Source organism: Bordetella ansorpii, assembly GCF_900078315.1.
Classification (GTDB): Bacteria; Pseudomonadota; Gammaproteobacteria; order Burkholderiales; family Burkholderiaceae_B; genus Bordetella; species Bordetella ansorpii.
Genome location: NZ_FKBS01000002.1, coordinates 194,636 through 217,148 on the forward strand (window position 1 = coordinate 194,636; position 22,513 = coordinate 217,148).

Sequence of the window (22,513 nt, forward strand, 5' to 3'; positions counted from 1 at the left end):
ATGAGGATACTGGTCACCGGCGCGGCCGGCTTCATCGGCAAGACCCTGATGATCCGCCTGGCGGAGATCCCCGGCCTGCATCCCGTTCCATGGACGCGGGACGACTCGGACGCCGACCTGCCCGGCGTCCTGGCGCAGGTGGATGCGGTCGTCCATCTGGCGGGAGTGAACCGCCCCACCGATCCCAGCGCATTCCAGGCCGGCAACGTCGGCGTCACCGCCAGGCTGGCGCGCTGCCTGCTGGCGCAAGGCCGCGCGTTGCCGGTGATACTGGCCTCCTCGGCGCAGGCCGGCAACGACACCCCGTACGGCGTGAGCAAGCGGCAAGCCGAGCAGGAGCTGCGCGCCTACGCGCAACAGGCGGGCGCCAAGGTGTATGTGTTTCGCCTGCCCAACGTATTCGGCAAGTGGGCGCGCCCGAACTACAACTCCGCGGTGGCGACGTTCGCCCACAACCTGGCCAATGGCCTGCCCATCACGATCCACGACCGCGACGCGGCACTGCATCTGGCCTACGTCGACGACGTGGCCGACACCTTCATCGGGATACTGCGCGAGCAGCCGCCCGCGCCCGACTTCTGCGACGTGCCCGTCTACCGCACGACGGTTGGCCAGTTGGCCGACATGCTGGAACGCTTCTCCCGCAGCCGCGTGGAACTGCGTATCGATGCCGTGGGCGCCGGCCTGCCGCGCGCGCTGTACGCAACCTACGTCAGCTACCTGCCGCCGGCGCGCTTTTCCTACGGCGTCCCACGCCATGCCGATGCCCGCGGCGAATTCGTCGAGATGCTCAAGACGGGAGACAGCGGCCAGTTCTCATATTTCACGGCTGCGCCCGGGGTGACGCGCGGGGGCCACTACCACCATACCAAGACCGAGAAATTCCTCGTGGTCCGAGGCAGTGCACGCTTCCGCTTTCGTCATATCGCCACCGGCCAACGGCATGAGATCCATGCCGAAGGCGGCCACCCCCTTATCGTCGAAACCGTACCGGGCTGGACCCACGACATCACCAATGTGGGCCAGCGGGAACTGGTGGTGATGCTCTGGGCGAACGAAGTATTCGACCGCCAGCGCCCCGACACCATCCCGTCCCCCGTCTGAACGCAGGCAGCCCTCTTATTTGCGCAAGGTTATCGATGACCAAGAAACTGAAAGTGGCCACCGTGGTGGGAACGCGCCCGGAAATCATCCGCTTGTCGCGCGTGATCGCCGCGCTGGACCGCCACACCGAGCATCAACTGGTGCACACCGGCCAGAACTACGACTACGAACTCAATGAGATCTTTTTTCAGGACCTGGGGCTGCGCAAGCCTGATCTGTTCCTGGATGCCGCCGGCGACACCGCCTCGGACACCATCGGCCGCATCATCATCGCCGTCGGCGCATGGTTGGCGCAGACGCGGCCGGATGCCCTGCTGATCCTGGGTGACACGAACAGTTGCCTGGCCGCACTGCCAGCCAAGCGCTTCCGCGTTCCCGTCTTCCACATGGAAGCCGGCAACCGGTGCTTCGACCAGCGCGTGCCGGAAGAGATCAACCGGCGCATCGTCGACCACATCGCCGACATCAACCTGACTTACAGCAGCATCGCCCGGGAATACCTGCTGCGCGAAGGCATCGCGCCGGACCGCATCATCAAGACGGGCAGCCCCATGCGCGAAGTGCTGGAACACTATCGAGCCGGCATCGAGCAGTCCGACATCCTGTCGCGCCTGGGCCTGACGCCGCACCGGTACTTCGTGGTCAGCGGCCATCGAGAGGAAAACGTCGATGCGCCCGGCAATCTGGCTCGTTTCGTCGCGGTGCTGGAGAAGGTCGCATCCGCGTATGACGAACCCATCATCGTCTCGACGCATCCCCGCACGCGCAAGCGCCTGGATGCGGCGGCCATGCTGCTTCCGCCACAAATCAGACTGCTGAAACCCATGGGCTTCAAGGACTATATAAAACTGCAGATGCATGCGCGCGCAGTGCTGTCCGACAGCGGCACCATCACCGAGGAATCGTCCATCCTCAACTTTCCCGCGCTCAACCTGCGCGAGGCGCACGAACGGCCCGAGGGCATGGAAGAGGCCTCGGTGATGATGACCGGCCTGAACCCGGCCCGCGTGCTGCAGGGGCTGGAATTGCTGGCGCAGCAACCCCGCGGGGAGGACCGGCTGCTGGCACCCGTCGCCGACTATGGCGCAGGCAATGTGTCCGAGAAGGTGGTGCGCATCCTGCACAGCTACACCGACTACGTGAACCGGGTCGTCTGGCAAAAGTCCTGAGGCACCATGCGCATTCTGCTCATCACGCAATGGTTCGATCCCGAACCGGCGCTCAAAGGCCTGGCCTTCGCGCGCGCGCTGCAATCGGCCGGCCACGACGTCGACGTGTTGACCGGCTTTCCCAACTATCCAGGGGGCAGGCTGTACCCCGGCTATCGCATTCGGCCATGGCAGATAGAAATGATGGAAGGCGTGCGCGTGGTCAGGGTGCCGCTGTATCCCAGCCACGACGGCTCGGCTTGGCGGCGTGCGTTGAACTACCTGTCGTTCCTGGCCAGCGCCGCGATTCTCGGCCCCCTGCTGACACGCCGGCCCGACGTCGTCTACGTCTATCATCCCCCGGCGACCGCCGGACTGGCGGCGGCCATCCTGGCCACCCTGCGCCGCGTGCCGCTGGTGTACGACATCCAGGACCTCTGGCCGGATACGCTAGCCGCCACCGGAATGGTCAGGCAGGGTAGGCTGCTGCGGGTGGTTGGCGGTGTCTGCCGGGCACTGTACCGCCGTGCGGCGCGCATCGTGGTGCTATCGCCCGGCTTTGCCCGCCGGCTGGCCGAACGAGGCGTCCCGCTCGACAAGATCGACGTGATCCACAACTGGTGCGACGAACGGACATTGCGAGCGGCTCAGGACAGTCCGGCACCGCTGGCAATGTCCGGCAAATTCAATGTCGTGTTTGCCGGCACGATGGGCGCCGCGCAGGCGCTGGAGTCCGTACTGCAGGCGGCGCAACAGGTGGCGGACCAACGGGACGACGTGCAGTTCGTACTGGTGGGGGGCGGGATCGAACGCGCGCGCCTTCTGGCCATGGCGCAATGGATGGGGCTGCCGAACGTCGTGTTCCTGCCGCCCATGCCGATGAAGGAAATCGGCGCGGTGCTCGCCGCCGCCGATGTGCTGCTCGTCCATTTGCGCAATGACCCCCTGTTCGAGATCACCATTCCCTCGAAGATCCAGGCCTATCTGGCGGCAGGCCGGCCACTGCTGAACGGCGTGCCTGGCGATGCGGCCGACCTGGTGCGGCGCGCGGAGGCGGGACTGAACGTGCCGCCCGAGGACCCGGCCGCGCTGGCGCAGGCCGTGCTGGCCCTGGCGCACCTGCCACCGGCCTCTCGCCTGGCGATGGGCGTGGCGGGCAGGGATTTCTATGACCGCGAGCTTGCCCTGTCCATCGGAGCGGCCCGCACCATCAATACGCTGGAGCGGGCGCGCCGCCGCTGAATCTACGGCGTCGCCGCCGCGTCGCCTTCGGCATCGCCGCCGCGCAGGTCGGCCAGGAAAGCGGCCTCCAGCTCCAGCATCGTCCGATCGCGCGCCCGCAGCCGCCGCGCCGGCGTGCCCGAATAGATGCCCCATGCTTCCAATGAGCGATTGACCAGCGTCAATGCGCCCACGGAGGCCCCTTCCCCGATCGCCACGCCGGGCAGCACGACACTGTTGCTGCCCACGATGACGTGGCGTCCCAGCGTGACGGCGGCCGCACGGACTGACTTGTAGCGCGCCGGCACGCAGGGATTGGTCAGGGACTTGCCCGAATAATCGTCCGAAACGCTGTACAGCCGTACCCCCTGCGACAGCCCGGAGAAGTCTTCCAGCGTGATGCCGCCACCTCCCCCCAGCGAGCATCCGGCGCCGATGTGCACATAGGAACCAATGTGGATATAGCCTGATCCCGCGGCGAGCAGCGTCGGCCCGTCGATACGTACGTAGTCGCCCAGCGAAATGTTCTGCAAGCCAGCAATGGTGCAGTCGCGGGCGACCTGGACGTGCCGGCCCACGGACTTGAAGCCGAAGCGCGCCAGATCGGCCTCCCCCCAATAGCCGGGAAAAAAAGGGTTGCTGGAGGAAGAATCTGAGGGATGGGACATGGGCGTTCCTGTGGGAAGGGAGCTTGGCTGATGAGATCAATCGAGAAGAATGTCGGCGTTGCAACGGGCCTCAAGCAGGATTCCCGCGCGCAGCGGCCTGGCATCCCGCGGCGGCGCCAGCCCCAGCGAGCCGTCGGCCTGCAGATACACCGGGCTCATGGGAACGGCGCCGGAGCCGTCCAGCGTGCTGTGTATCACCGCGCCCGACGCGTGCAGTTCGATGGGCCGCCCGGCAGGCGTCGCGTAGGAAAGCCAGCCCACCCGAGCGTCGTAGCCGACGCCGTCGGCGTTCGCCCGCAGCACCGATACCGCCATGCCCGAGCCTGCGCCAGCCCGCCTGAAACCCGTCGCCCGCACCAGGACGCCCGCGCCCAGCGGCTCGGCCGCCCAGGCGCGCCGCACCAAGGGATCGTTGCGTTGGAACAGGCCGCGTATCGCGTCCTGCACGGGCAGGTTATCGATCTGGCTGTCCCAGACCGTCCCGGTACCATGCACCAGGGCGGCATCGGACGTGGTCACGTAGTCGGACTGGGCATAGCCGGTATGGCGGCCGCTGCGGATGTCCAGCCGGCGGATGCGGGCGTCCACGAGCACGGGAGAGCGCTTGCGCGCAAATCGCCCGCCCGAAAAATGATCATTGGCCCAGATACGCAGATCCGTGATCGCCGTACCGTCGGGCAGGCCCGGCGCCTCGACCAGGGCGATGTCGTGCCGGACGGCCTGCGCAGCCGGCGCGGTTTCGGGACCATGCCGGTTCTTCAGCAGCAATCCATTCCGGTTCATCGCCATTCCTGGCGCGTTGCGCACGACGATGTCGGCCAACCCGCCGTTGGATTCGAAATCGGAGTTGGCGACCAGGAAGGTCGGGCACTGCAGCAGCAGGGCGCCTTCCGGATTGCCTGTGAACAGGCAGCGATCGTCCACGGTGAACAGATCGCAGTACGCCCCCACGTGGACGGGGGCGCCGCAGCCGCGGATCGTGCAGTGGCGCAGTGCCAGGAAGTAGACGGCGTCGCCACAGTAAAGCGGGCAGCCCGGCACGCCCAGCAGGCCCACGCCTCGCAAGGTGACGCCGGGCTGAGTGGCCGCACCGAACTGCATGCCGCGCGACGCACGCTCCGCCACCAGCGTGATGTTCTCCATCGAGAAGCTGCGTGTGTTGTGCGGCGCGTCCCGCAACGCCTCGGCGCGGGAATTCACCACGATGGCGACGTCGCTGCCGGTGTAGTTCAGGATCACGGAGCCTGGCGGTCCATCAGCGGCCAGGCACAGGTCGCCATCGAGCTCCAGGGTCTGATCATAGTGATAGACGCCCGGTGCCAGGCGCAGCGTCCGGGCGCCATAGCGCAGGCGGACACCCGCCAGCGACAGCGATTTGCGCGACAGCGCTGCCTGCGCGCGCTGTGCCAGCGTGGCGGCCCCGGCAGCATCCGGGGCGCCCGCCAGCGCGGGCATGCCCGCGATGCCCGCGCTGGCGGCGCCATAACCCGCCATGCTGGAAAAGAAACGCCGCCTGTCCATCATCGCCCGGGACCGAACAAGCGGCGGCAGGCATCGGCATCGACGGCACTGTCGACATAGCGGCGCGCGACCGCTTCCGCTCCCGCCCGGAATTCCGCCAACGCGCCGTCGTCCATCTCCACGAAACGCGCCAGCGCGTGCCGCAGCACATCGGGCTGCGCGAGGTCGACGTCGACGCCGGCCCTGTCCTGCCAAAGCCCGCGCCACGGCGTGCGATCGCTCAGGACGACGGGCACGCCGTGCGCCAGCGCCTCGTAGATGGCATGCCCGAAATTCTCGCCCTTGGTCGGCAGCACGAAGACATCATGCTCGACCAGCACCGCGCCCACGCGCGCCGGGTGTACGCCGCCATGGAACCGGACGCGCGCATATAGTCCGTGCTGCGCCACCAGCGCCCGGCAGGACGCGAAATAGCGGGCATCGTCGACAGGGCCGTACACGTCCAGCGTGACGGCGCCGGGCAAACCCGCCATGGCGTCGATCAATTCGTACAGATTCTTCTTTGGCGATACTCGCGACACGAACACCATGCGCAGCCCTCCCCGAACCTTGGCAGGGTGGACCGGCGCGTGTTGCAGCCTGCGCGGCGGCAGATTGCGCAGCAGGACCACGCGGTGCGGGACGACGCCCAATCGGGCGGAAATTTCCCGCGCCTCTTCCTGGCTGGTCGCCTGGAAGCGCACCCCGCGATGCAAGCCCAGCCACCGCATGGCTGCCAGGGCGGCGAGTTTCTTGCAAGAGCGCAGCGACAGCGCGCCATCGGACAGCTCGCCGCGCGGCGCGACGACGATACGTGCGGGACGGATCACCCCCAGCCACGCCAGCAGCAGCGGCATCATCGACCAGCCTGGGCTGAAGCAACTCTGCAGATAGAGGGTTCGGCCCGCCGTGGACGCGCGCAATTCCCTCCACGCCCGGACGGTGCTGGCGCAGTAATACACCTGTGCGGAGCCGAACCGCTGCCACCGATTGGTGGCGATGCCCGGATACGGCGTCAGGTCGGTATGGTCCCGGTTCAAAGCGATCACGCGAATCGACAGCGTGTCAGGCAGAAAGGCAATCAGGCCCAGTACGCTTTGCAGCGGCCCGCCAACCTTGAATCCCGGCGAAAAATGTTTCATGAAAACCAGGACGTCGATCGGCGCATCGCGTCCGGGAACAGGGGCTGTCATCGTCGAGCGCTCCGGAAAAGTCGGATCAGGACATTGCAAGCGCAGCAGATCAGCAGCAACTGCGTCAGTTGCACGAACCGCAGCGGCGACACCTGGAAGTTGTAGGCAAAGCACACCAGGAAGACGAGCGGCAATGCCTGCCACTGCCGCAGGCGAATGCGAAAGGCGCGCCGGAAGAACCACGCCTTGACGGCGAAGAATGCCGCCACGCCCGGCACGCCGAAGGCGGCATAACCGTTGCCCAGCGTTTCCGGAGGCAGCGACGACGGATAGAGCACGCGGGCGGGCGCGGGCGGTGTCAGGAACTGGCCCTCCAGCAACGTGCGGATGTAGACGCCTTCGTCGACCGGCGGCTTGTCGGGATACAGCAGACTGGGCACGAACGACGCGGGGAAACTCTGGAAGACCGACAGCCACCAGTACTCCGCCTGCTGGAAATGCGCCACGATGAAAAGATACGTGTCCACGTAGCTGACGGTCTTGAAGAACGCAGACAAATTCTGCAATCCATCCAGCAACACGGACGCCGGGTCTGCCGATACAGAATCCAGCCCGCCCAGTTGCCGCGCCGCGCCCAGGAAATAGGTGTAGACGACGACCGCCAGGAAGGCGATAGGAAAGACCGGCGAACTCCAGCGCAAGGGCCGCACGAAATACGCGTGGGCGACCAGCGCCGTGGCGCCCAGCAGCAGGGAATCCTTGCGCCCCCCGAACAGGGACATGCCAACCGCGCCAACCAGCATCACGCCGAGGAACAGCGCCCAGTTCGACGGCGTGCGCGCGCTTGCCAGGCGTTGTGCGCCAGCCACTACGGCCAGCGCGAAGCACGCATAGGCGGGCGTCACCAGAAAGCCATAACCGGCGGTGATCTCGGCGCGCAGGGCCAGGTTGGCCAGCAGGAATCCCAGGCCGCCCGCGGCCTGCACGCGCAGCCCCACCAGCGCCAGGCCCAGGCACACCAGAACGCCAATTGTCGGCAGGCCCGGGCGAAAGCTCGCGGCCGGCCGGAGGGAGGGCCGCCCCGTCCAGTCAGCGGAACGCCCTCTCCACAGAGAGAAAAACACCACGGCGCCAAGCAACTCACAAGCCAGGTAGACGGTAAGAACCTCGTTCAAATTCACCGCGCCGATGGCCTGCCGCACCCGCACATCCACGACGTCCGGATCGGCCAGCACGCTAGCCATGTAAGGCGTGATGCGCAGCAGATTGATTCCCGCGTAGAACGACTTGGGCGCCAGGACGTTCTCCCGCCCATGGAGGCGCACGATGCGCAGGTAGTACGCGGTCAGGACGGCCAGCAGCAGGACGTTGATCAGCATGGCCCGCGCCCCTCCGGCCGGAACTCGGCGCAGTCGCCCGGCACGGCCGCCTCGCCTTCCCAATGCGCCACGATCCAGATCAGGGCGGCCGTGCTGACCGCCAGACGCGCCAGCATGGCGGCCAGGTACGCGTTGACCGCCCCCTGCACCGTCGGCGGCTGCAGGACCATGGCGACGGTGGCGGCGCAGACAGCCGCCACCGTCGCGGCAAGTTGCGCGCCGTAGCGGCCGCGCGCCTGCAGGCCCACGCCACTCATGCCGGCGAGATACCACGCCAGACCGCCCCACATCACAGGCGGCAGCAATGCCCCGGCCCCGGCAAAATCGGCGCCATACAGCAAGTGGACGAATGCCTCTCCCCACCAGGACGCCAGCACCGTTCCCGCCAATCCGAGCAGGCCCACGGCCCCATAAGCGCAGGCCAGCAATGTGAGAAACGCACGTCGGCCGCGCGCCGCACGCAAGCGGCTGATGACCGCCTGGCCAATGCCGCTGACCACCACGGCGCCCGCCATGGGAATCTGTACAAGCACGGTGAACGTGCCCACCGCGGCCAGGCTGGCCCCACCCAGCCCCAGGCGCGGCACCGCGATCACCAGGGCATCCACGGCGGCGGTCGCGCCGCTGAACAGCGCCATGCGCAGCAGCGCACCCGTCCCCGTGCGGGACGCGCGCGCCAGGCCACCCTTCGCCACGGGCCAGCGATCCAGCAGGAGAGAGACGGCCAGGGCGCCCGCGAATACACCGGCCATCGCCGGTCCCGGAGGCCAGCCAGCAAGACGGGCCAGCGCGAACAGCAGCGCCACGGTCGTCCCCGCGCGAACGAACTTGCGTACCGCGATCGGCCAGGCCTGGTGGGCACGCTGCAGGAACCCATAGCGGCCTTCGGCGGCAGTCTCCACCATCTTGAGCGCCACCACCGCGACCCACAGGCCCGGCGACAGGCCGTCCCGCGGCTGCAGCAGCACGGCGGCTCCCAGGGCTCCCCCCGCAGCCAGCGCAATGCCCAGGCGCTGCAGCCGCATGAGCGCGGCGGGATCGTAGGCCCGCTCCGGCATGCTGCTGGCCAGCACTCTCAGGTTGAGGCCCCCAAAAAGGAAAAGCGGCGAGACCACGGCCAGGATCAGGCCGTAGGCGCCCAGCGCCTGGCTGCCGTAGGCCTGCGCAAAGATGACGACCACCAGCCATTGCGCAGCGGACGATGCCGCGTTCGCCGCCACGTTGATCGTCGCGCTGCGTGCCAGGCGCTGCATGCCTAATCCGCCATCGAAATGCTGCGGCCCGACCCGATACCGTAGTAGGCCAATCCGGCGCGCTCCACCGCGCCGGGGTCGTAGAGATTGCGTCCGTCGAAGATGGCCCGGTCACGCAGTTCACGCGCCAGGCGTTCGAAGTCGGGGCTGCGGAATGCTTGCCATTCGGTCACGATGGCCAGCGCGTCGGCCCCCGCGACGGCCGCCTCGGGCGAATGGCACAACTGCAGGTCCGGGCGCGGGCCGAACAGACGGCGGGCCTCATCCATGGCGGCGGGATCGTAGGCCGACACCACGGCGCCCGCAGCCCACAGCGCACGCAACAGGTCGATGCTGGGCGCCTCGCGCATGTCGTCGGTGCGCGGCTTGAACGCCAGCCCCCATACCGCGATGCGGCGCCCCGCCAGCGCCCCGCCGTAGAAATGCGCAATCATCCCGTACAGCCGCTGCTTCTGGGTGGCATTGACCGCCTGGACCGCCTGCAGGATGCGTGGGGTATACCCCCGAGATGTGGCGGTATGCGCCAGCGCACGCACGTCCTTCGGAAAGCACGATCCGCCATAACCCGCGCCAGCGTAGATGAAATCGTATCCGATGCGCCTGTCCGACCCGATGCCATGGCGGACGTTCTCGACGCTCGCTCCCACCCGCTCGGCGATGTTCGAGATTTCGTTCATGAAGCTGATCTTGGTCGCCAGCATGGCATTGGCGGCGTACTTGGTCAGTTCTGCCGAGCGCGTGTCCATGACGAGAATGCGGTCATGGTTGCGATTAAAGGGGGCATAGAGCGCCTTGAGCGTCTCGACGGCATCGGCGTCGCCGCCCAGGACGATCCGGTCGGGCCGCATGAAGTCGTCGATGGCCGCGCCCTCCTTCAGGAACTCCGGATTGGATACGACCGGCAACGCGTCCCGCCGGCCCACCCGGCCCTGCGACTCGGCCAACGCTACGCGCACGCGATCCGCGGTGCCGACCGGCACCGTGGATTTGTTCACGACGACCATGTCGTGACGGGCGAGCGCGCCGATACTGTCCGCGACCGTCAGCACGTGCCTCAGGTCGGCGCTGCCGTCCTCGTCGGGCGGCGTTCCCACCGCGATGAAAACCACGCGCGCGCCCGCCAGCGCCGCACCCGGATCGGTCGTGAACCGCAGGCGGCCGGCACTGTGATTGCGGACCACCAACTCGTCCAATCCCGGTTCATGGATGGGGATGACGCCATCGTTCAACTGAGCGATCTTGCCGGCGTCGACATCCATGCAGACCACATCGTTACCGGCATCCGCCAGACAAGCTCCGGTAACCAGACCGACATACCCCACCCCAAACACTGCAACTTTCATCGAATGCTCCAGACATGTAATGTGCCGACGCCGGCCAGGGCTGGCCTCAGCGGCGCCTGCCATATTGGTAGTAGTACGAATAGGACGTGCTGAACCGGACGCGGCGGCGCATGACCCCATTGAGCAACAGCCCATTGACGGAGCCGCCCGCTCCGGAGATCTTCTTGACCGCCGCCCGGACTTCTCCCAACGTGGTCTGCTCGGCGCGCAGCACCAGGAATGTCGAGCCCGCGTGGCGTGTCACCGCCAGCGTGTCGCTGACGGGCAGCACCGGCGCCGAATCCAACAGGACGTGGTCATAGCGATCCTGGACGTCGTTCAACAAGCGCTGGAACGCCTCGCTCAGCAACAGTTCACCGGGATTGGGGGGCAGCGGCCCCGATGCGACCACATGCAGTTCGCCGGACTCGACAGGCTGGACATGGATGGCCTCGGCCAGAGAGGCCTCGCCTGCCAGCACGCTGGACAGACCGACGTGGCCACGCGGCAAACCGAAATAGCCGCCCAACTGCGGACGCCGCAGGTCCGTCTCGATCAGCAGCACGCGCTTGCCGCTGCCGGCAAGCAGCACTGCCAGATTCGCCGAAATGAAGGTCTTGCCCACGCCGGCGGTCGGCCCGGTCACGACGAGCGATTTGCCGCGCGCGCCCAGCAAGGCGAATGCGAGTCCGATCCGCAGCGCCCTCAGGCTCTCCACGGCGGGGTCGTCGGGGTATTGCAGCGCAAGCAGTCCCTGCGACGGCTTGCCCGAACTGTTCCGCGCCTGCGAAATACGCTGCTGGTCGCGGCTTTCCGGGATGTTGGCGTAGGTGGACAGGCCGGTCAGGCGCTCGACTTCCTCCACGTCGCGCAAAGTCGGGCGCAATTGGCGCGCGACCGTGGCGGCGGCGATGCTCAACGCCCCGCCGAGCAGAATCGCCATCAACACCACCAGCGACTTGCGCGGCGCCACGGGCAGCGCGTCCCGTACGGCCATATCGATGATCCGCGCATTGCCCACGGTGCCCGCGCGCGCCAGCTTCAACTGCTGCACGGTATCCAGCAGCGCGGTGTAGAGTTGCGTGCCCACGCTCACGTCGCGCTGCAGCCGGAGCAGGTCGCGCTGGTCGGCCGGCACCTTGCTGGTCAACTCGGAAACCCGATCACTCTCGCGGCGCGCCTGCGCCAGTTGATTGTCCAGCGCCTTGATCGCCGGATGCGCCGGGGTGTAGCGCTGCAACAGTTCATCGCGTTGCAGTTGCAGTTCCAGACGGCTCTTCTCGACGTCGACGGCGCGCTGCAGCAAGGCACCTGCCGACTTGTCGATGTCTATGGTTCCAGTTCGCGTGCGGAAGTCATTCAGCGCGTTTTCGGTGCGTTCGACGTTGCGCTCGATGTCGGGCAACTGCCCGGAAAGGAATTTCAGGCTCTGGTCCGCCTGTGCGCTGCGCCGCGCCACGTCCTGCTCGATGTACACGGTGGATATCGCATTGACCAGTTCGCAGGCGTAGCCCTCGTCCGGGTTCTCGTAGCTGACACGGATGATGTTGCTGTCGCGCCCACTCTCCGCCACGATGAGATTGCGCAGCACCTCGCGGTAGGCCGTCAGCGGCGCCTGCCGGACGATCTCGAACGTCGCGCCCGCCTCTGCCCGCAGCGCCGAAACCACGATGCCCCCCTCCCCCGAGTCAAGCGAGAACGCCAGCGCCTCGCCCACCTCTGCCTGACCCAATTTGGCGCCGTCCTTGTCCTGCAGCTCGTAGCGCCCTGCGCCCAGGCTGCGCAGCACGAGCACGCTATCCAGGTATCCCTCGGGTAGCCGCAGTTCGGATATCTGCAGGGCGGCAGGACTTCCTGCGCTTGCGCCGGACAATGCGCGGCGGCGCTCCAGCCAGTCGCCGATCAACGGCAGACTTGCTGCCGCACGCACCTGGATCAGGCCTCCGGTTTTCTCCAGTGCCTTCAGGATCACGCCGCGCGAGCGCAGAATCTCGACCTCGCCCGTCACCGGGCTGGCGGCCGTTCCCAGCGCGTCCGCCAGATGCTCGACGCCGGCCAGCGCCGCGGGCTTCTTGTCCTCGACCTGGATCAACGTGTCGGCGCGATAGATCGGCGTGGCAAGGAACGCATACGCAACGCCGATGGCCAGTGTGATGGCGAAAATAAGGCCCGTCATCACACCATGCTGCAATAGCATGTCGATCCAATCGAAAACGTGCGTGTCGTCATCCTCGGCGGAAGAATCAATAGTGGCGGTCACGTCGGGGCGAGTCATGGCTGTTGTAAGGTGGATCGCAGCAGCGAAGCGCTGGGAAGAATGTTGTTCAACACGCGGCCGAACCGCGCCACGCCGGCGGGATCGACATAAACCACATCGCGTGGCCGCAGATCGAAGCGGTCCGCCAGCACCAACGCGTCGGGGCTTCGGGCATTCAGGTACCAGATCTCGGGCCGGCTGCCGGTGCCGCCGCGGATCACGTACAGATGGGCGGTGTTCGCCGTGAAGGGGTTGACGCCGCCCGCGTCGGCCAGGGCCTCGGCCAGGCTCATGCGTCCGCGCGGCAGCACGATGGACTGCGGCCGGACGACCTCGCCCAACACGAACACTTTGTTGTAGCGGTTCTCCGGCACGGTCAGGATGTCGCCCGGCGAGATCAGCACGTCCTGGCTCAGGTCCCCCTTGTAGTACAGCGCGTAGAGATCCAGCTTGAGCTGGCTGCCGCCCCGCGTCAGCACGGCGGCACCGAGATCGGCCCGATCGGTCAGGCCACCGCTATGCGCGACCAGGTCGCTGACGCGCATCGGCACCTCGGTGATAGGCGCCATGCCGGGCTTGGCTAACTGGCCCATGGCAAAGGCGCGCTGGCTGCGGAACGCCATGACCGACACATCCACCTGCGGCTCGGCGATGAAGCGCGCCAACTTGCGCGTCAGCGCGTCGCGTATCTGGCCGACGGTCAGGCCGGCGGCGCGCATTTCCCCGACGAAGGGATAGAAGAACGTCCCATTGCCATTGACCTCCTGGCCTGTCTGGACCTCGGATGCGCCCGTCGGGTTGGTCAGTTCAGGATGATTCCATACCGTGATGCGCAGCAGATCGTAGGCGCCGACGAGATAGCGATACCCCTGCTGCGTTCCCTCTACGCGCCGTTGGGCCCGTACGACAGACGCGCTGGCCGCCGCCTGCCGCTGCACCAGTTGATCAACAGACGTGGCCGAAATGCGGAAGACATCCGCCCTGGTGCCCACGTCCTGGACATCCTCTTCCGGGTCATCGGACGGCGGCACCACTCCCAGGTAATGGCCCGGAATGGCACAGCCGGACAACGCAGCGATGGCCAGGGCCATTGCCGCGGTACGAATGCTGGACGCGTAACGCTTTGCGAAGCACATGAAGCAAGGCACTCCTGTTGTATTCAAGACATGAGGCAACACCGGCGCGTCACGCCGTGACCCCGCCGCTTCTGCGCAGCAGATCCATCTTGCGCAGCCTCCCCAGCCAATCGCGGACCCCGCGGTCGATCTGATGCCAGACCGTCTCGAAGACCTGTTCGGATTGACCCAGCGGATCGGGCACCTCTGCCTGCGGGTCCAGCAGGAAAACCTTGCCCGATGCCTGGGGATAACGGCGGATCAGCTCGAACCGCTGCGGGCGATCCATCGTCAGCACCAGGGTTGCGCACACGACATCCGCCCGGGCCACTGTCGTCGCCCGCCGGCGCTCGTCGATCTCGACGTATTCCCGCGCAGCGATGGTGAGCACGTTGCGGTGCGGCGGCTCGCCCTCGCACGCCCAGAGGCCGCGCGACAGCACCTGCGCGTCCTCTCCCGCCTGATGCAGGTAATGCCGGAACAGCGCTTCCGCGATCGGGCTGCGGCAGAGGTTGCCGGTGCAAAGCATGAGCAATCTGGGAGGGTGCATCGAAGAAGCCACATTGGATCGGTCGCTGCAGCAAAGCGCGGCGTGCGGCGCATTGCCAGGGACGCTGATCGTTACCGACGCCAATCGGCGCGCCCGCCATATTAAACACATTTGTGTTTTTTTAAAACACAAATGCATACTTATCGTGGCAGCATGGCCATGCGCGGGGTGGAGGCGGACTCGAGCCCGGGATGCCTGCGGGCGAAGCTGGGGTCAACGCCCCGGGAGCGTCGGCCCGCCGCAAGCCCAGCCCGGGCAAGGCAAGGCAAGGCAAGGTCCGTGCGCTTCTACAATGCCAGATGGGGGTTCTTGTCAATTACGGGAGGCAAGGAGAGAATCGGGACACATCTGCTCGGGGCCGCAGCCTCTCTCCCTCCCCACCACGAGGACCGCTCGCCTGGTTTCCGCGCGAAAGATTTGGCCGCCCGGCCAACGCTGGGCCGGGGGTCAGCCGCCCGGTTCCGGGCAGGAATACGGCTAGGCGCCTCGTTCTCGAGCACGCAACCTTTTCGAGAAATTGCCTTTTATAGACACAAACCGCTCTGAATTGGATATTTCAGATATTTTTTGAAAAACACATGAACATGAGAGTGCAAACAGACACTCTATTCCCTTGTCTCGCTCGACGTAATATTGAGCCTTGCAACGGCACGCGTTATATTTTCCAGAGCGGGGAAGGAAATATAATTATTATTTGGATATCATGTGACTCGGAATAAAAATAAATTGGAAACATTCGGACAACGCCTTCGTAGCGCCAGGCTTGGGGCTGGCTGGACCCAGAAAGAGCTCGCCGGAGAAAGCGGTCTGACACAAAGCGCAATCGGCAACTATGAAAGTGAACAGCGCGTCGAGCCTACCGGCGCCGCGCTGGTGCGCTTGGCGCAGGCGTTGCGGGTTACTCCCGAGTGGCTCAGCCAGGGACGGCCGCCCACGGATGGAATTGGCGTTGGTTCCGCCACCAACGGGCCCGGATTGCCACGTGGGCCCGGACAGGCGAGGTGGCCATTTCGCCAAGTCAGCGCCGAAGATTATGCGAACCTGACTTCCATGGAAAAACGCACACTCGAGGCATTGGTCGCCGCATTCGTCAGATCTTGCAAAGAAGAAAAACGCTGACGCCCCACGGTCTCGCCGCCCATGGCGCTGCCCGGCGGCCCGCGCCGCCAGCCGAGTGGTGCAACTCTGGCCGTTCAGCCGCGACCCGCTCGCGGTAAGGCCAACCCCTACGGCTTCGCGCGCAGCGCCGCACCCGGCAAAGGGCAGATCGGCTGCACCGAAAATCCATCGCCGCGATCTTTCGACTGGATTACCCGGCCAAAGATTCACATTTCATTTTTATTTCCCACCACTTTACTAAAACACAAATGTGTTTGTTTTTCCAGAAATTACCGTTACGATATTAAACGAGCAGCAGATGCTGAAGCGCTCCCGTTGCCGGCATTGTAGTCAGCAGCAGCGGCTATCATGACCATATGTTCGCCGGACATCGCTGCTCTTTATAAAAGTCCTATAAAAGCTTCGAGGCCTCGGTAAAAATGGAAACCCAAGAAACCTTCACCGCTGGCAAGCGGTTCGATCCCGCAACCTATACGGCCGCAAGAAGGAATGAAATCGACGCCCCGGCGCTGCTCAGCGTACTGGAGTCCTCGCGCAAGCTGGCGTGTGGAGTTGCTTCGATTTTGACTCTGGTGAAAAACCACGGGATCTCGGAAGACGGAACAACTGCCGGCACGATGATAGACCACGTGCAAATCGACGAGTTGTTGGGCTTTTGCATAGAATCGATGACGTTATTGAATTCACGCATCGAATCGCTTGCCGATCTCATGTCCATCCGACACGGAGCGGATTAATATCGTTCAAATTCGATGTTTATCATGGCAAGTCACCGGCAGGCGGACAATTCGGCATGAAAACCAGACGGCAACCGCTTCTGGAACCTGGTCTCGAATTGTCCGGGAAGTGTTCAGAGTCTTGCGCAAGATATCCGACGCGCAGCCAATGCACGTGCCGTCTGGGTGCTCCATGGGCTTGGCGGCTCCCCAGCACCCCGCCTGCCCAGACGCCATCCGATGGTTTTCCCGAAGCCGGCCAGTGACCCGCGCCCGCGCCGCCCAGGGCGCGTACCGATCACCCTGGGCGTTTTTCGTCCCGCCGCGCACATCGGCGATGCGTGGCATCCCCAGTCGCGCTCAGGCGCATCCGCGCCCCGCGTCTTGCGCAGACGACCTCGAGGCCGCGTCATCGACGTGGTCGGCAGCGAAGACATACCCCTCGCCCCGGACACTCCGTATTGGCAGGTCAATATCCTGCGCGGCAGCCTTGCGCCGCAAGCGGCTGATGATCAAGTCCAGATTTCTTCGGGACCTTCTCTTGATCGAATTCGACGGGTCACTACCGCCCAATGCTTGTTTGTCGCCGTCCAGGCGCTTGAGCTGTTTGCCCGGGCTGCCGAGCAACTCGATCAGCAATTGGCGTTCGGAAACATTCAGCGCCAATACCGAATCATTGGGCGCCACGAGATTCCATCCATCGTTGACCAACCGCCACCCGCGCCCGGCCGATGCGGAGTCGGCTTGAATCGGATCGACGCCGAGCGGGACCGGTTCGGCGCAAACCGTGTCCAGGCGCAAACGCCGATTCAGCGCCAGCAGGCTCGCCGCCAGTTCCAAAGAATCCGACTGCATGTCGATGCAGGAATCGGCGCCGGATAACAGGCTGCTCACCTTGCTGACGCTGTCGGGAAACTCGGCCATGGCCACGATACCCGCTTGCGGATGCCTGAGACGGACCTGCGCGACGGCCAGATGTACGGCTTCCGCGGGCGACAACAGCGCGATCAACGGCGTCTTGCCAGCAAGTACGGCATTGCCCAGTGCGCCAATATCATGGCAGGCGACGATATCGAATCCGAATGCCTCCAGATTCTCCTTGTGCCGACGTGTATCGAGGTGGCTCAGGGAAAAAAGAACGGCGCGCAGATGCTCGGTTGCCGAAACAGGACCGGGGCTCTCATCCGTCTGAAGTGCGGCGAAAGCTTGCAGCAGCAAAGAAAACCGCGCATCGGGCTTAACCGTCGGTGCGGCAGCCGCCGCTGATTCGCCGAATCTTGCGATTTCCTGCATTTTTGCCTCCAAGACACTCGGGGAATTGCATTTCAAAAACAGTAAATCACAAATGTGTTTACTATTTGAACACAGCAACACATACGAGCACAAGTTTGAAACCGGATACCCGGCATGGAGGCGGAAGAGAATCCGTTAACTACCCATTTGTGCGTGATGGTGGCCTCGCCTGAGCCGGGCTCTGCCGGCGACGTAAAGCGGCGATGGGCCGGATATTGGAGTCCGGCAGAACACGGCACAACGGATCCGCGAAGCGGAGCCGGATGGTTCCAGCTCGGCCGCCAGCGGGCGCGAACGGAACAGACAGGATCGCGCGTGCGCCACGCGATCCATCGCGCGCTACCGGCGCGCGCACGCCTCGCACTACACCAGCGGCGGCAGCAGGTTCAGCAGCAGCACCATCCCCAGGCCCACCACGGCCACGATGGACTGCACCACCGAAATCGTCTTGGTGGCCTCGCCCATGGTCATGCCGAACGATTCCTTGACCAGCCAGAAACCCGCGTGGTTCGCGTAATTGAAGAACAGCGAGCCGCAGCCGATGGACAGCGCCAGCAGCGGCACGTTCAGCGAGGGATCCGATGCCGCCAGCGGCACCAGCAGGCCGGCCGCGCCGACGATGCCGACCGTGGCCGAGCCGGTGGACACCGACAGCAGCATGGAGATGATCCAGCCCAGCACCAGCGGCGACAGCGTGAACTGATGGCTCAGGCTGACGATGGCGTCGCCGACCTTGGCGTCGGTCAGCACCTGCTGGAAAGCGCCGCCGCCCGCGATGATCAGCAGCACGTTGCAGATGGGCTTCAGGCTGGCCGACAGCGATTCGCGCAGGTGCTCGGCATCGCCGCGCCGGCCATAGACCAGCGCGCAAGCCGCGAACACCACGCCGATCAGCATGGCGATGACGGGATTGCCCACGAAGGCTGTGACGTGCATCACGGGCGAAGTCTTGTCGAAGGCCAGCTCGCTGATGGCGTGCAGCAGCATCAGCAAGGCCGGCAGCAGCGCGGCCACCAGGCCCAGGGCGATGCTGGGCGAGGACACCGAGCCGCCCTGGCGCGGCTGCGCGGACGAGAACTGGGCGATCAGCGTGTCGTCGGGCCGCACCTTCAGGCGCGGCGCGATGAAGGCGGCGTAGATCGGACCGGCCAGCACGATGGCGGGCAGCGCGGCGACGAAACCGTAGATCAGCGTGGGACCCACGCTGGTCTTGAGCGTGGCGATGGCGGTCAGCGGGCCGGGGTGCGGCGGCACCATGCCGTGCATGGCCGCCAGCGCGGCGATCACCGGCACGCCCACATAGGCGTAGGCCGAGCCGCGCAGGCGCCCTTCTTCCTCGATCTTGCGCGCCACGCTGAAGATCAGCGGCAGCAGCACCACCAGGCCCACCTCGAAGAACATCGGGATGCCGATGACGAAGGCCACCAGCGCCATCGCCCAGGGCAACGTGCGGCCGGAGGCGCGCGTCAGGATGAAATTGGCGATGCTTTCCGTGACGCCGCTGTCGGCCAGGATCTTGCCCAGCATGGCCCCCAGCGCCACGACCAGGCCCACCACGCCCAGGGTCTTGCCCGCGCCGTTGGTGACGGCCTTGACTAAGTGGTCGCTGGGCATGCCGGTGGCCAGGCCCACGCCCACCGCCACCACCAGCAAGGCCAACAGGGGATGCAGCCGGATGCGCGAAACGATCAGCGCCACCAGGATCAGGACGCTGGCCAGCGCGGTGGCCAATAGTTGAATGTCTCCGGTACTCATGTGCCTATGAACCCATACTTATTGAAGAATACGCATGCGGCTCATCGGTTCGGCCACCGGATCAGTGGTCTTGCGGGCCGCCTGCTCCGGTATTTTGCTCCAGCCCGGTCGTTTCCAGGCTGAACGCGGCCGCCGCGCGGCCGATGCGGTCATTCACGGCATCCCATTCGGGGGACAGCGGCGGCGCCTGCAGCAGGATGCGCACGTAGCCCTGCCCGTCCAGGTCGCGCAGGCCGGCGTACAGCGCCTGGGCATAACGAGCCGGATCGGCGGGCACCGCGTGCCATTCGATGTTGCTTGCCGCGGCGCGGGGAGCGGCATAGGCCACCAGCGCCACGCGGCCCGCCGGCAGGCTGTCGCCCGCCAGCGCGCGCGCCAGGCGGGCGTCGTCGACCAGTTCCAGCGGCGTATGCGGCGCGTAGTGCGCCTTCAGGGTGCCCGAGGCGCGCGGCGCGGCGGCGTCGGGGCGCGATACCGGCCGGCCCAGCACCGCGGCGATCTGCGCCGCGCTGATATGGCCGGGGCGCAGCAGCACCGGCCCCACGCCCTGGTCCAGGCGCGACAGGTCGACGATGGTGGATTCGATGCCGACCTCGGCGGCGCCGCCGTCCAGCACCGGCATGCCTTGCGCGACTTCGTCGGGAAATTCCGCGCGCACGTGCTCGGCCCGCGTCGGCGAGACCTGGCCGAACTTGTTGGCCGACGGGCCGGCCAGCCCGCCCTGCCCGTTGGGCTTGCCCTGCGCGAAGGCGCTGAGCAGCGCCTTCGCGACGGGATGCGAGGGGCAGCGCAGGCCGACGCTGTCCTGCCCGCCGGTCACCCAGGCGCCCACGTGCGGGGCGCGCTTCAGGATCAGGGTAAGCGGGCCGGGCCAGAAGGCCTGCATCAGTTGCCGGGCCTCGGGCGGCACCTCGGACGCCCAGTAGGCCACGTCGCCCTCGGGCGCGATGTGCACGATGACGGGATGGTTGGACGGCCGGCCCTTGGCGGCGTAGATGCTGGCCACCGCCGCGGCGTTCTCGGCGTCGGCGCCCAGCCCGTAGACGGTTTCGGTGGGAAACGCCGCCAGGCCGCCGTCGAGCAGGCGGCGCGCCGCCGCCTCGATGGCGTCGGCGGGCGGAAAGGCGGGTTGAGTCATGGCGGGAAAAGCGGTGTTATTCCGGCGCCGCCATGCCCAGCACGTCCGCCACGCGAGCCGCCGCGGCGCGCGCGTCGTCCAGCGTTTCGCCCACCAGGTTGATGTGGCCCATCTTGCGGCCACGGCGCGCCTCGCGCTTGCCGTACAGGTGCAGCTTGGCCTCGGGCGCGGCGGCCAGCGCGGCGGCCCAGTCGGGCTCGCGCGGCGATTCCGCGCCGTCGGGGAACCAGATGTCGCCCAGGATGTTCAGCATGACGGCGGGCGCCACCAGGCGCGCGCTGCCCAGCGGCAGGCCGGCCATGGCCCGCGCCTGTTGCTCGAACTGGCTGGTGACGCAGGCGTTCATGGTGTAGTGGCCGCTGTTGTGCGGACGCGGCGCGATCTCGTTGACCACGAGCTTGCCGTCGGTCAGTACGAAGAACTCGACGCACAGCACGCCGTAGTAGCCCAGGCCGCGCGCGATGGTGCGCGCCGCGTGGGTGGCGGCGTCGTAGTACTGCGCATGCGACGAGGTGTCGGCCACGGTGGACACGGCCAGGATGCCGTCGCGGTGCACGTTGCGCGCCACGGGGAAGACCACGTCCTGGTCGTCGAAACCGCGCGCCAGCACCACCGAGATCTCGTAGTCCAGCGACATCAGGGCTTCGAGCACGCAGGGCACGCCGCCGAAGCCGGCGAAGGCCTCCAGCGCCTCGTCCAGCGAGGACACGCGTGCCTGGCCCTTGCCGTCGTAGCCCAGGCGGGCCACCTTCAGGATGCCGGGGAACAGGCTGGCGGGCGCGGCGCGCAGTTCCGCCGCGCTGCGGATGGCCGCGTGCGGCGCCACGTCGATGCCCTGGGCGGCGATGAAGGCCTTCTCGGCGATGCGGTCCTGCACGATGGCCACGGCCTGCGCGGCCGGGCTGACGCGGCAGCGCGCCGACAGGGCGTGCATGCTGTCCGAGGGCACGTTCTCGAATTCGGTGGTGACGGCCTGGCACAGGCTGGCCAGTTCGGCCAGGCCATCGGGATCGTCATAGGCGGCCAGGATGTGGCGGTCGGCCACCATGGCGGCCGGGCCATCAGCGCCGGGGTCCAGCACGGCCACCTTGTAGCCCATGCTTTGCGCCGCATGACAGAACATGCGGCCCAGTTGGCCACCGCCCAGGAGACCCAGCCAACTGCCGGGGGGGATGGGCGTCACGGCTTGCGCGGTGTCGTTGGCGTGGCGGCTCATGCCTGGCCTCCGGGCGGCAGGGCCATCGCGCGGGCGGCCTCGGTCTGGCGGGCGCGGAAGGCCACCAGCCGGGCGCGCAGGGCGTCGTCGGTGGTGGCCAGGTTGGCGATGGCATGCAGGGCGGCATTGGCCGCGCCGGCCTCGCCGATGGCGAAGGTGGCCACCGGCACGCCCTTGGGCATCTGCACGATGGACAGCAGCGAGTCTTCGCCACGCAGGTATTTGGAGGGCACCGGCACGCCGAACACCGGCACTTCGGTCAGGGCGGCCATCATGCCCGGCAGGTGGGCGGCGCCGCCGGCGCCGGCGATGATGGCGCGCAGGCCGCGCGATTGCGCCGCGGCGCCGTAATCGGCCATGTCCTGGGGCATGCGGTGCGCGGAGATGACGCGCGCCTCGTAAGCGACGCCGAACTCTTCGAGCATGGCCACCGCGTTCTTCATGACTTCCCAGTCGCTGGAGGAACCCATGATCACGCCGACCAGCGGCTTATCGGAAGACGAGTTTGGCATTGAGGCAGTCATAAACCGTTGGAATGGATTTGCGCGAGCCTGGCGGACCGGGCCCGATTTGCAGGAGGGAAACACTGGATTTTACCGCCATGCGGGGCAGTGCCCACTTCCCCC

Annotated in this window: 20 protein-coding genes; 6 read left to right on the forward strand and 14 right to left on the reverse strand. The window is 66.4% G+C overall.

Going from position 1 to position 22,513, the window contains the following annotated elements:
- From wbjC to A7W11_RS00865, 3 genes are read left to right on the forward strand one after another with little or no spacing between them, the layout of a single operon-like run.
- Positions 1-1,104, forward strand: coding sequence for a UDP-2-acetamido-2,6-beta-L-arabino-hexul-4-ose reductase (wbjC, locus tag A7W11_RS00855; RefSeq protein ID WP_066406495.1), 1,104 nt, complete (start codon positions 1-3; stop codon positions 1,102-1,104).
- 35 nt (positions 1,105-1,139) lie between these two features.
- A complete protein-coding gene (gene wecB / locus A7W11_RS00860) occupies positions 1,140-2,273 on the forward strand; it encodes a non-hydrolyzing UDP-N-acetylglucosamine 2-epimerase (protein ID WP_066406497.1) in 1,134 nt (377 codons plus the stop codon).
- Positions 2,274-2,279: 6 nt separating this feature from the next.
- Positions 2,280-3,494: a glycosyltransferase family 4 protein gene (locus tag A7W11_RS00865; protein WP_066406506.1), complete on the forward strand. Its 1,215-nt coding sequence runs from the start codon at positions 2,280-2,282 to the stop codon at positions 3,492-3,494.
- A gap of 2 nt (positions 3,495-3,496) precedes the next feature.
- Here A7W11_RS00865 and A7W11_RS00870 read toward each other — a convergent pair whose 3' ends face one another.
- Genes A7W11_RS00870 through A7W11_RS00910 form a run of 9 tightly spaced genes read right to left on the reverse strand, consistent with a single transcriptional unit; the run spans position 3,497 to position 14,629 of the window.
- Entirely contained in the window at positions 3,497-4,141 is a 645-nt protein-coding gene (locus tag A7W11_RS00870; protein WP_066406508.1) for an acyltransferase, read from the reverse strand.
- A gap of 36 nt (positions 4,142-4,177) precedes the next feature.
- Entirely contained in the window at positions 4,178-5,665 is a 1,488-nt protein-coding gene (locus tag A7W11_RS00875; RefSeq protein ID WP_156522950.1) for a hypothetical protein, read from the reverse strand.
- Complete coding sequence (locus A7W11_RS00880) at positions 5,662-6,834, reverse strand: glycosyltransferase family 4 protein (RefSeq protein ID WP_066406513.1); 1,173 nt, start codon at positions 6,832-6,834, stop codon at positions 5,662-5,664. Before A7W11_RS00880 ends, A7W11_RS00875 begins: the two co-directional genes overlap by 4 nt.
- A complete protein-coding gene (locus A7W11_RS00885; RefSeq protein WP_066406516.1) occupies positions 6,831-8,153 on the reverse strand; it encodes a hypothetical protein in 1,323 nt (440 codons plus the stop codon). The genes A7W11_RS00880 and A7W11_RS00885 overlap by 4 nt, the downstream gene beginning before the upstream one ends.
- The gene (locus A7W11_RS00890) at positions 8,147-9,406 is read right to left on the reverse strand and encodes a lipopolysaccharide biosynthesis protein (RefSeq protein WP_066406518.1); all 1,260 of its coding nucleotides are present in this window, start codon (positions 9,404-9,406) and stop codon (positions 8,147-8,149) included. The genes A7W11_RS00885 and A7W11_RS00890 overlap by 7 nt, the downstream gene beginning before the upstream one ends.
- A 2-nt stretch (positions 9,407-9,408) precedes the next feature.
- Positions 9,409-10,749, reverse strand: coding sequence for a UDP-glucose dehydrogenase family protein (locus A7W11_RS00895; RefSeq protein WP_066406520.1), 1,341 nt, complete (start codon positions 10,747-10,749; stop codon positions 9,409-9,411).
- Positions 10,750-10,795: 46 nt separating this feature from the next.
- The gene (locus A7W11_RS00900) at positions 10,796-13,003 is read right to left on the reverse strand and encodes a polysaccharide biosynthesis tyrosine autokinase (protein ID WP_066406523.1); all 2,208 of its coding nucleotides are present in this window, start codon (positions 13,001-13,003) and stop codon (positions 10,796-10,798) included.
- Positions 13,000-14,121 carry a polysaccharide biosynthesis/export family protein gene (locus A7W11_RS00905; protein ID WP_066406525.1) on the reverse strand — a complete coding sequence of 374 codons (1,122 nt, stop codon included), beginning with the start codon at positions 14,119-14,121 and terminating at the stop codon, positions 13,000-13,002. The genes A7W11_RS00900 and A7W11_RS00905 overlap by 4 nt, the downstream gene beginning before the upstream one ends.
- 49 nt (positions 14,122-14,170) lie before the next feature.
- Positions 14,171-14,629: an arsenate reductase/protein-tyrosine-phosphatase family protein gene (locus tag A7W11_RS00910; RefSeq protein ID WP_066406529.1), complete on the reverse strand. Its 459-nt coding sequence runs from the start codon at positions 14,627-14,629 to the stop codon at positions 14,171-14,173.
- Between the two features lie 726 nt (positions 14,630-15,355).
- On the opposite strand from A7W11_RS00910, the gene A7W11_RS27190 reads away from it, so the two are divergent.
- From A7W11_RS27190 to A7W11_RS00915, 3 genes are all read left to right on the forward strand, one after another.
- The gene (locus A7W11_RS27190) at positions 15,356-15,769 is read left to right on the forward strand and encodes a helix-turn-helix domain-containing protein (RefSeq protein WP_156522952.1); all 414 of its coding nucleotides are present in this window, start codon (positions 15,356-15,358) and stop codon (positions 15,767-15,769) included.
- 21 nt (positions 15,770-15,790) lie between these two features.
- Entirely contained in the window at positions 15,791-16,099 is a 309-nt protein-coding gene (locus A7W11_RS27830; RefSeq protein ID WP_156522953.1) for a hypothetical protein, read from the forward strand.
- A gap of 89 nt (positions 16,100-16,188) precedes the next feature.
- A complete protein-coding gene (locus A7W11_RS00915; protein ID WP_066406532.1) occupies positions 16,189-16,506 on the forward strand; it encodes a hypothetical protein in 318 nt (105 codons plus the stop codon).
- 339 nt (positions 16,507-16,845) lie between these two features.
- Here A7W11_RS00915 and A7W11_RS00920 read toward each other — a convergent pair whose 3' ends face one another.
- The 5 genes from A7W11_RS00920 to purE form a co-directional block, all read right to left on the reverse strand.
- Entirely contained in the window at positions 16,846-17,778 is a 933-nt protein-coding gene (locus A7W11_RS00920) for a helix-turn-helix domain-containing protein (RefSeq protein WP_066406534.1), read from the reverse strand.
- 363 nt (positions 17,779-18,141) lie between these two features.
- Positions 18,142-19,533, reverse strand: coding sequence for a GntP family permease (locus A7W11_RS00925; RefSeq protein WP_066406535.1), 1,392 nt, complete (start codon positions 19,531-19,533; stop codon positions 18,142-18,144).
- A 61-nt stretch (positions 19,534-19,594) separates the two neighbouring features.
- Positions 19,595-20,671 carry an L-threonylcarbamoyladenylate synthase gene (locus A7W11_RS00930; RefSeq protein WP_066406536.1) on the reverse strand — a complete coding sequence of 359 codons (1,077 nt, stop codon included), beginning with the start codon at positions 20,669-20,671 and terminating at the stop codon, positions 19,595-19,597.
- A gap of 16 nt (positions 20,672-20,687) precedes the next feature.
- Positions 20,688-21,887, reverse strand: coding sequence for a 5-(carboxyamino)imidazole ribonucleotide synthase (locus tag A7W11_RS00935; RefSeq protein WP_066406537.1), 1,200 nt, complete (start codon positions 21,885-21,887; stop codon positions 20,688-20,690).
- Positions 21,884-22,399, reverse strand: a complete 516-nt coding sequence (gene purE, locus A7W11_RS00940) for a 5-(carboxyamino)imidazole ribonucleotide mutase (RefSeq protein ID WP_412778691.1) — start codon at positions 22,397-22,399, stop codon at positions 21,884-21,886. The genes A7W11_RS00935 and purE overlap by 4 nt, the downstream gene beginning before the upstream one ends.
- Between the last annotated feature and the right edge of the window lie 114 nt (positions 22,400-22,513).

Excerpts from the sequence above, each read along its gene's own strand:
- A7W11_RS00910 (WP_066406529.1), bottom strand. The coding sequence starts at position 14,629 with ATGCTTTGCACCGGCAACCTCTGCCGCAGCCCGATCGCGGAAGCGCTG.
- A7W11_RS00890 (WP_066406518.1), bottom strand. The coding sequence starts at position 9,406 with ATGCAGCGCCTGGCACGCAGCGCGACGATCAACGTGGCGGCGAACGCG.
- A7W11_RS00920 (WP_066406534.1), bottom strand. The coding sequence starts at position 17,778 with ATGCAGGAAATCGCAAGATTCGGCGAATCAGCGGCGGCTGCCGCACCG.
- A7W11_RS00930 (WP_066406536.1), bottom strand. The coding sequence starts at position 20,671 with ATGACTCAACCCGCCTTTCCGCCCGCCGACGCCATCGAGGCGGCGGCG.
- A7W11_RS00875 (WP_156522950.1), bottom strand. The coding sequence starts at position 5,665 with ATGATGGACAGGCGGCGTTTCTTTTCCAGCATGGCGGGTTATGGCGCC.
- A7W11_RS00880 (WP_066406513.1), bottom strand. The coding sequence starts at position 6,834 with ATGACAGCCCCTGTTCCCGGACGCGATGCGCCGATCGACGTCCTGGTT.
- wbjC (WP_066406495.1), top strand. The coding sequence starts at position 1 with ATGAGGATACTGGTCACCGGCGCGGCCGGCTTCATCGGCAAGACCCTG.
- A7W11_RS27830 (WP_156522953.1), top strand. The coding sequence starts at position 15,791 with ATGGCGCTGCCCGGCGGCCCGCGCCGCCAGCCGAGTGGTGCAACTCTG.
- A7W11_RS00885 (WP_066406516.1), bottom strand. The coding sequence starts at position 8,153 with ATGCTGATCAACGTCCTGCTGCTGGCCGTCCTGACCGCGTACTACCTG.
- A7W11_RS00865 (WP_066406506.1), top strand. The coding sequence starts at position 2,280 with ATGCGCATTCTGCTCATCACGCAATGGTTCGATCCCGAACCGGCGCTC.
- A7W11_RS00925 (WP_066406535.1), bottom strand. The coding sequence starts at position 19,533 with ATGAGTACCGGAGACATTCAACTATTGGCCACCGCGCTGGCCAGCGTC.
- A7W11_RS00900 (WP_066406523.1), bottom strand. The coding sequence starts at position 13,003 with ATGACTCGCCCCGACGTGACCGCCACTATTGATTCTTCCGCCGAGGAT.
- wecB (WP_066406497.1), top strand. The coding sequence starts at position 1,140 with ATGACCAAGAAACTGAAAGTGGCCACCGTGGTGGGAACGCGCCCGGAA.
- A7W11_RS00915 (WP_066406532.1), top strand. The coding sequence starts at position 16,189 with ATGGAAACCCAAGAAACCTTCACCGCTGGCAAGCGGTTCGATCCCGCA.
- A7W11_RS00905 (WP_066406525.1), bottom strand. The coding sequence starts at position 14,121 with ATGTGCTTCGCAAAGCGTTACGCGTCCAGCATTCGTACCGCGGCAATG.
- purE (WP_412778691.1), bottom strand. The coding sequence starts at position 22,399 with ATGCCAAACTCGTCTTCCGATAAGCCGCTGGTCGGCGTGATCATGGGT.
- A7W11_RS00895 (WP_066406520.1), bottom strand. The coding sequence starts at position 10,749 with ATGAAAGTTGCAGTGTTTGGGGTGGGGTATGTCGGTCTGGTTACCGGA.
- A7W11_RS00870 (WP_066406508.1), bottom strand. The coding sequence starts at position 4,141 with ATGTCCCATCCCTCAGATTCTTCCTCCAGCAACCCTTTTTTTCCCGGC.
- A7W11_RS00935 (WP_066406537.1), bottom strand. The coding sequence starts at position 21,887 with ATGAGCCGCCACGCCAACGACACCGCGCAAGCCGTGACGCCCATCCCC.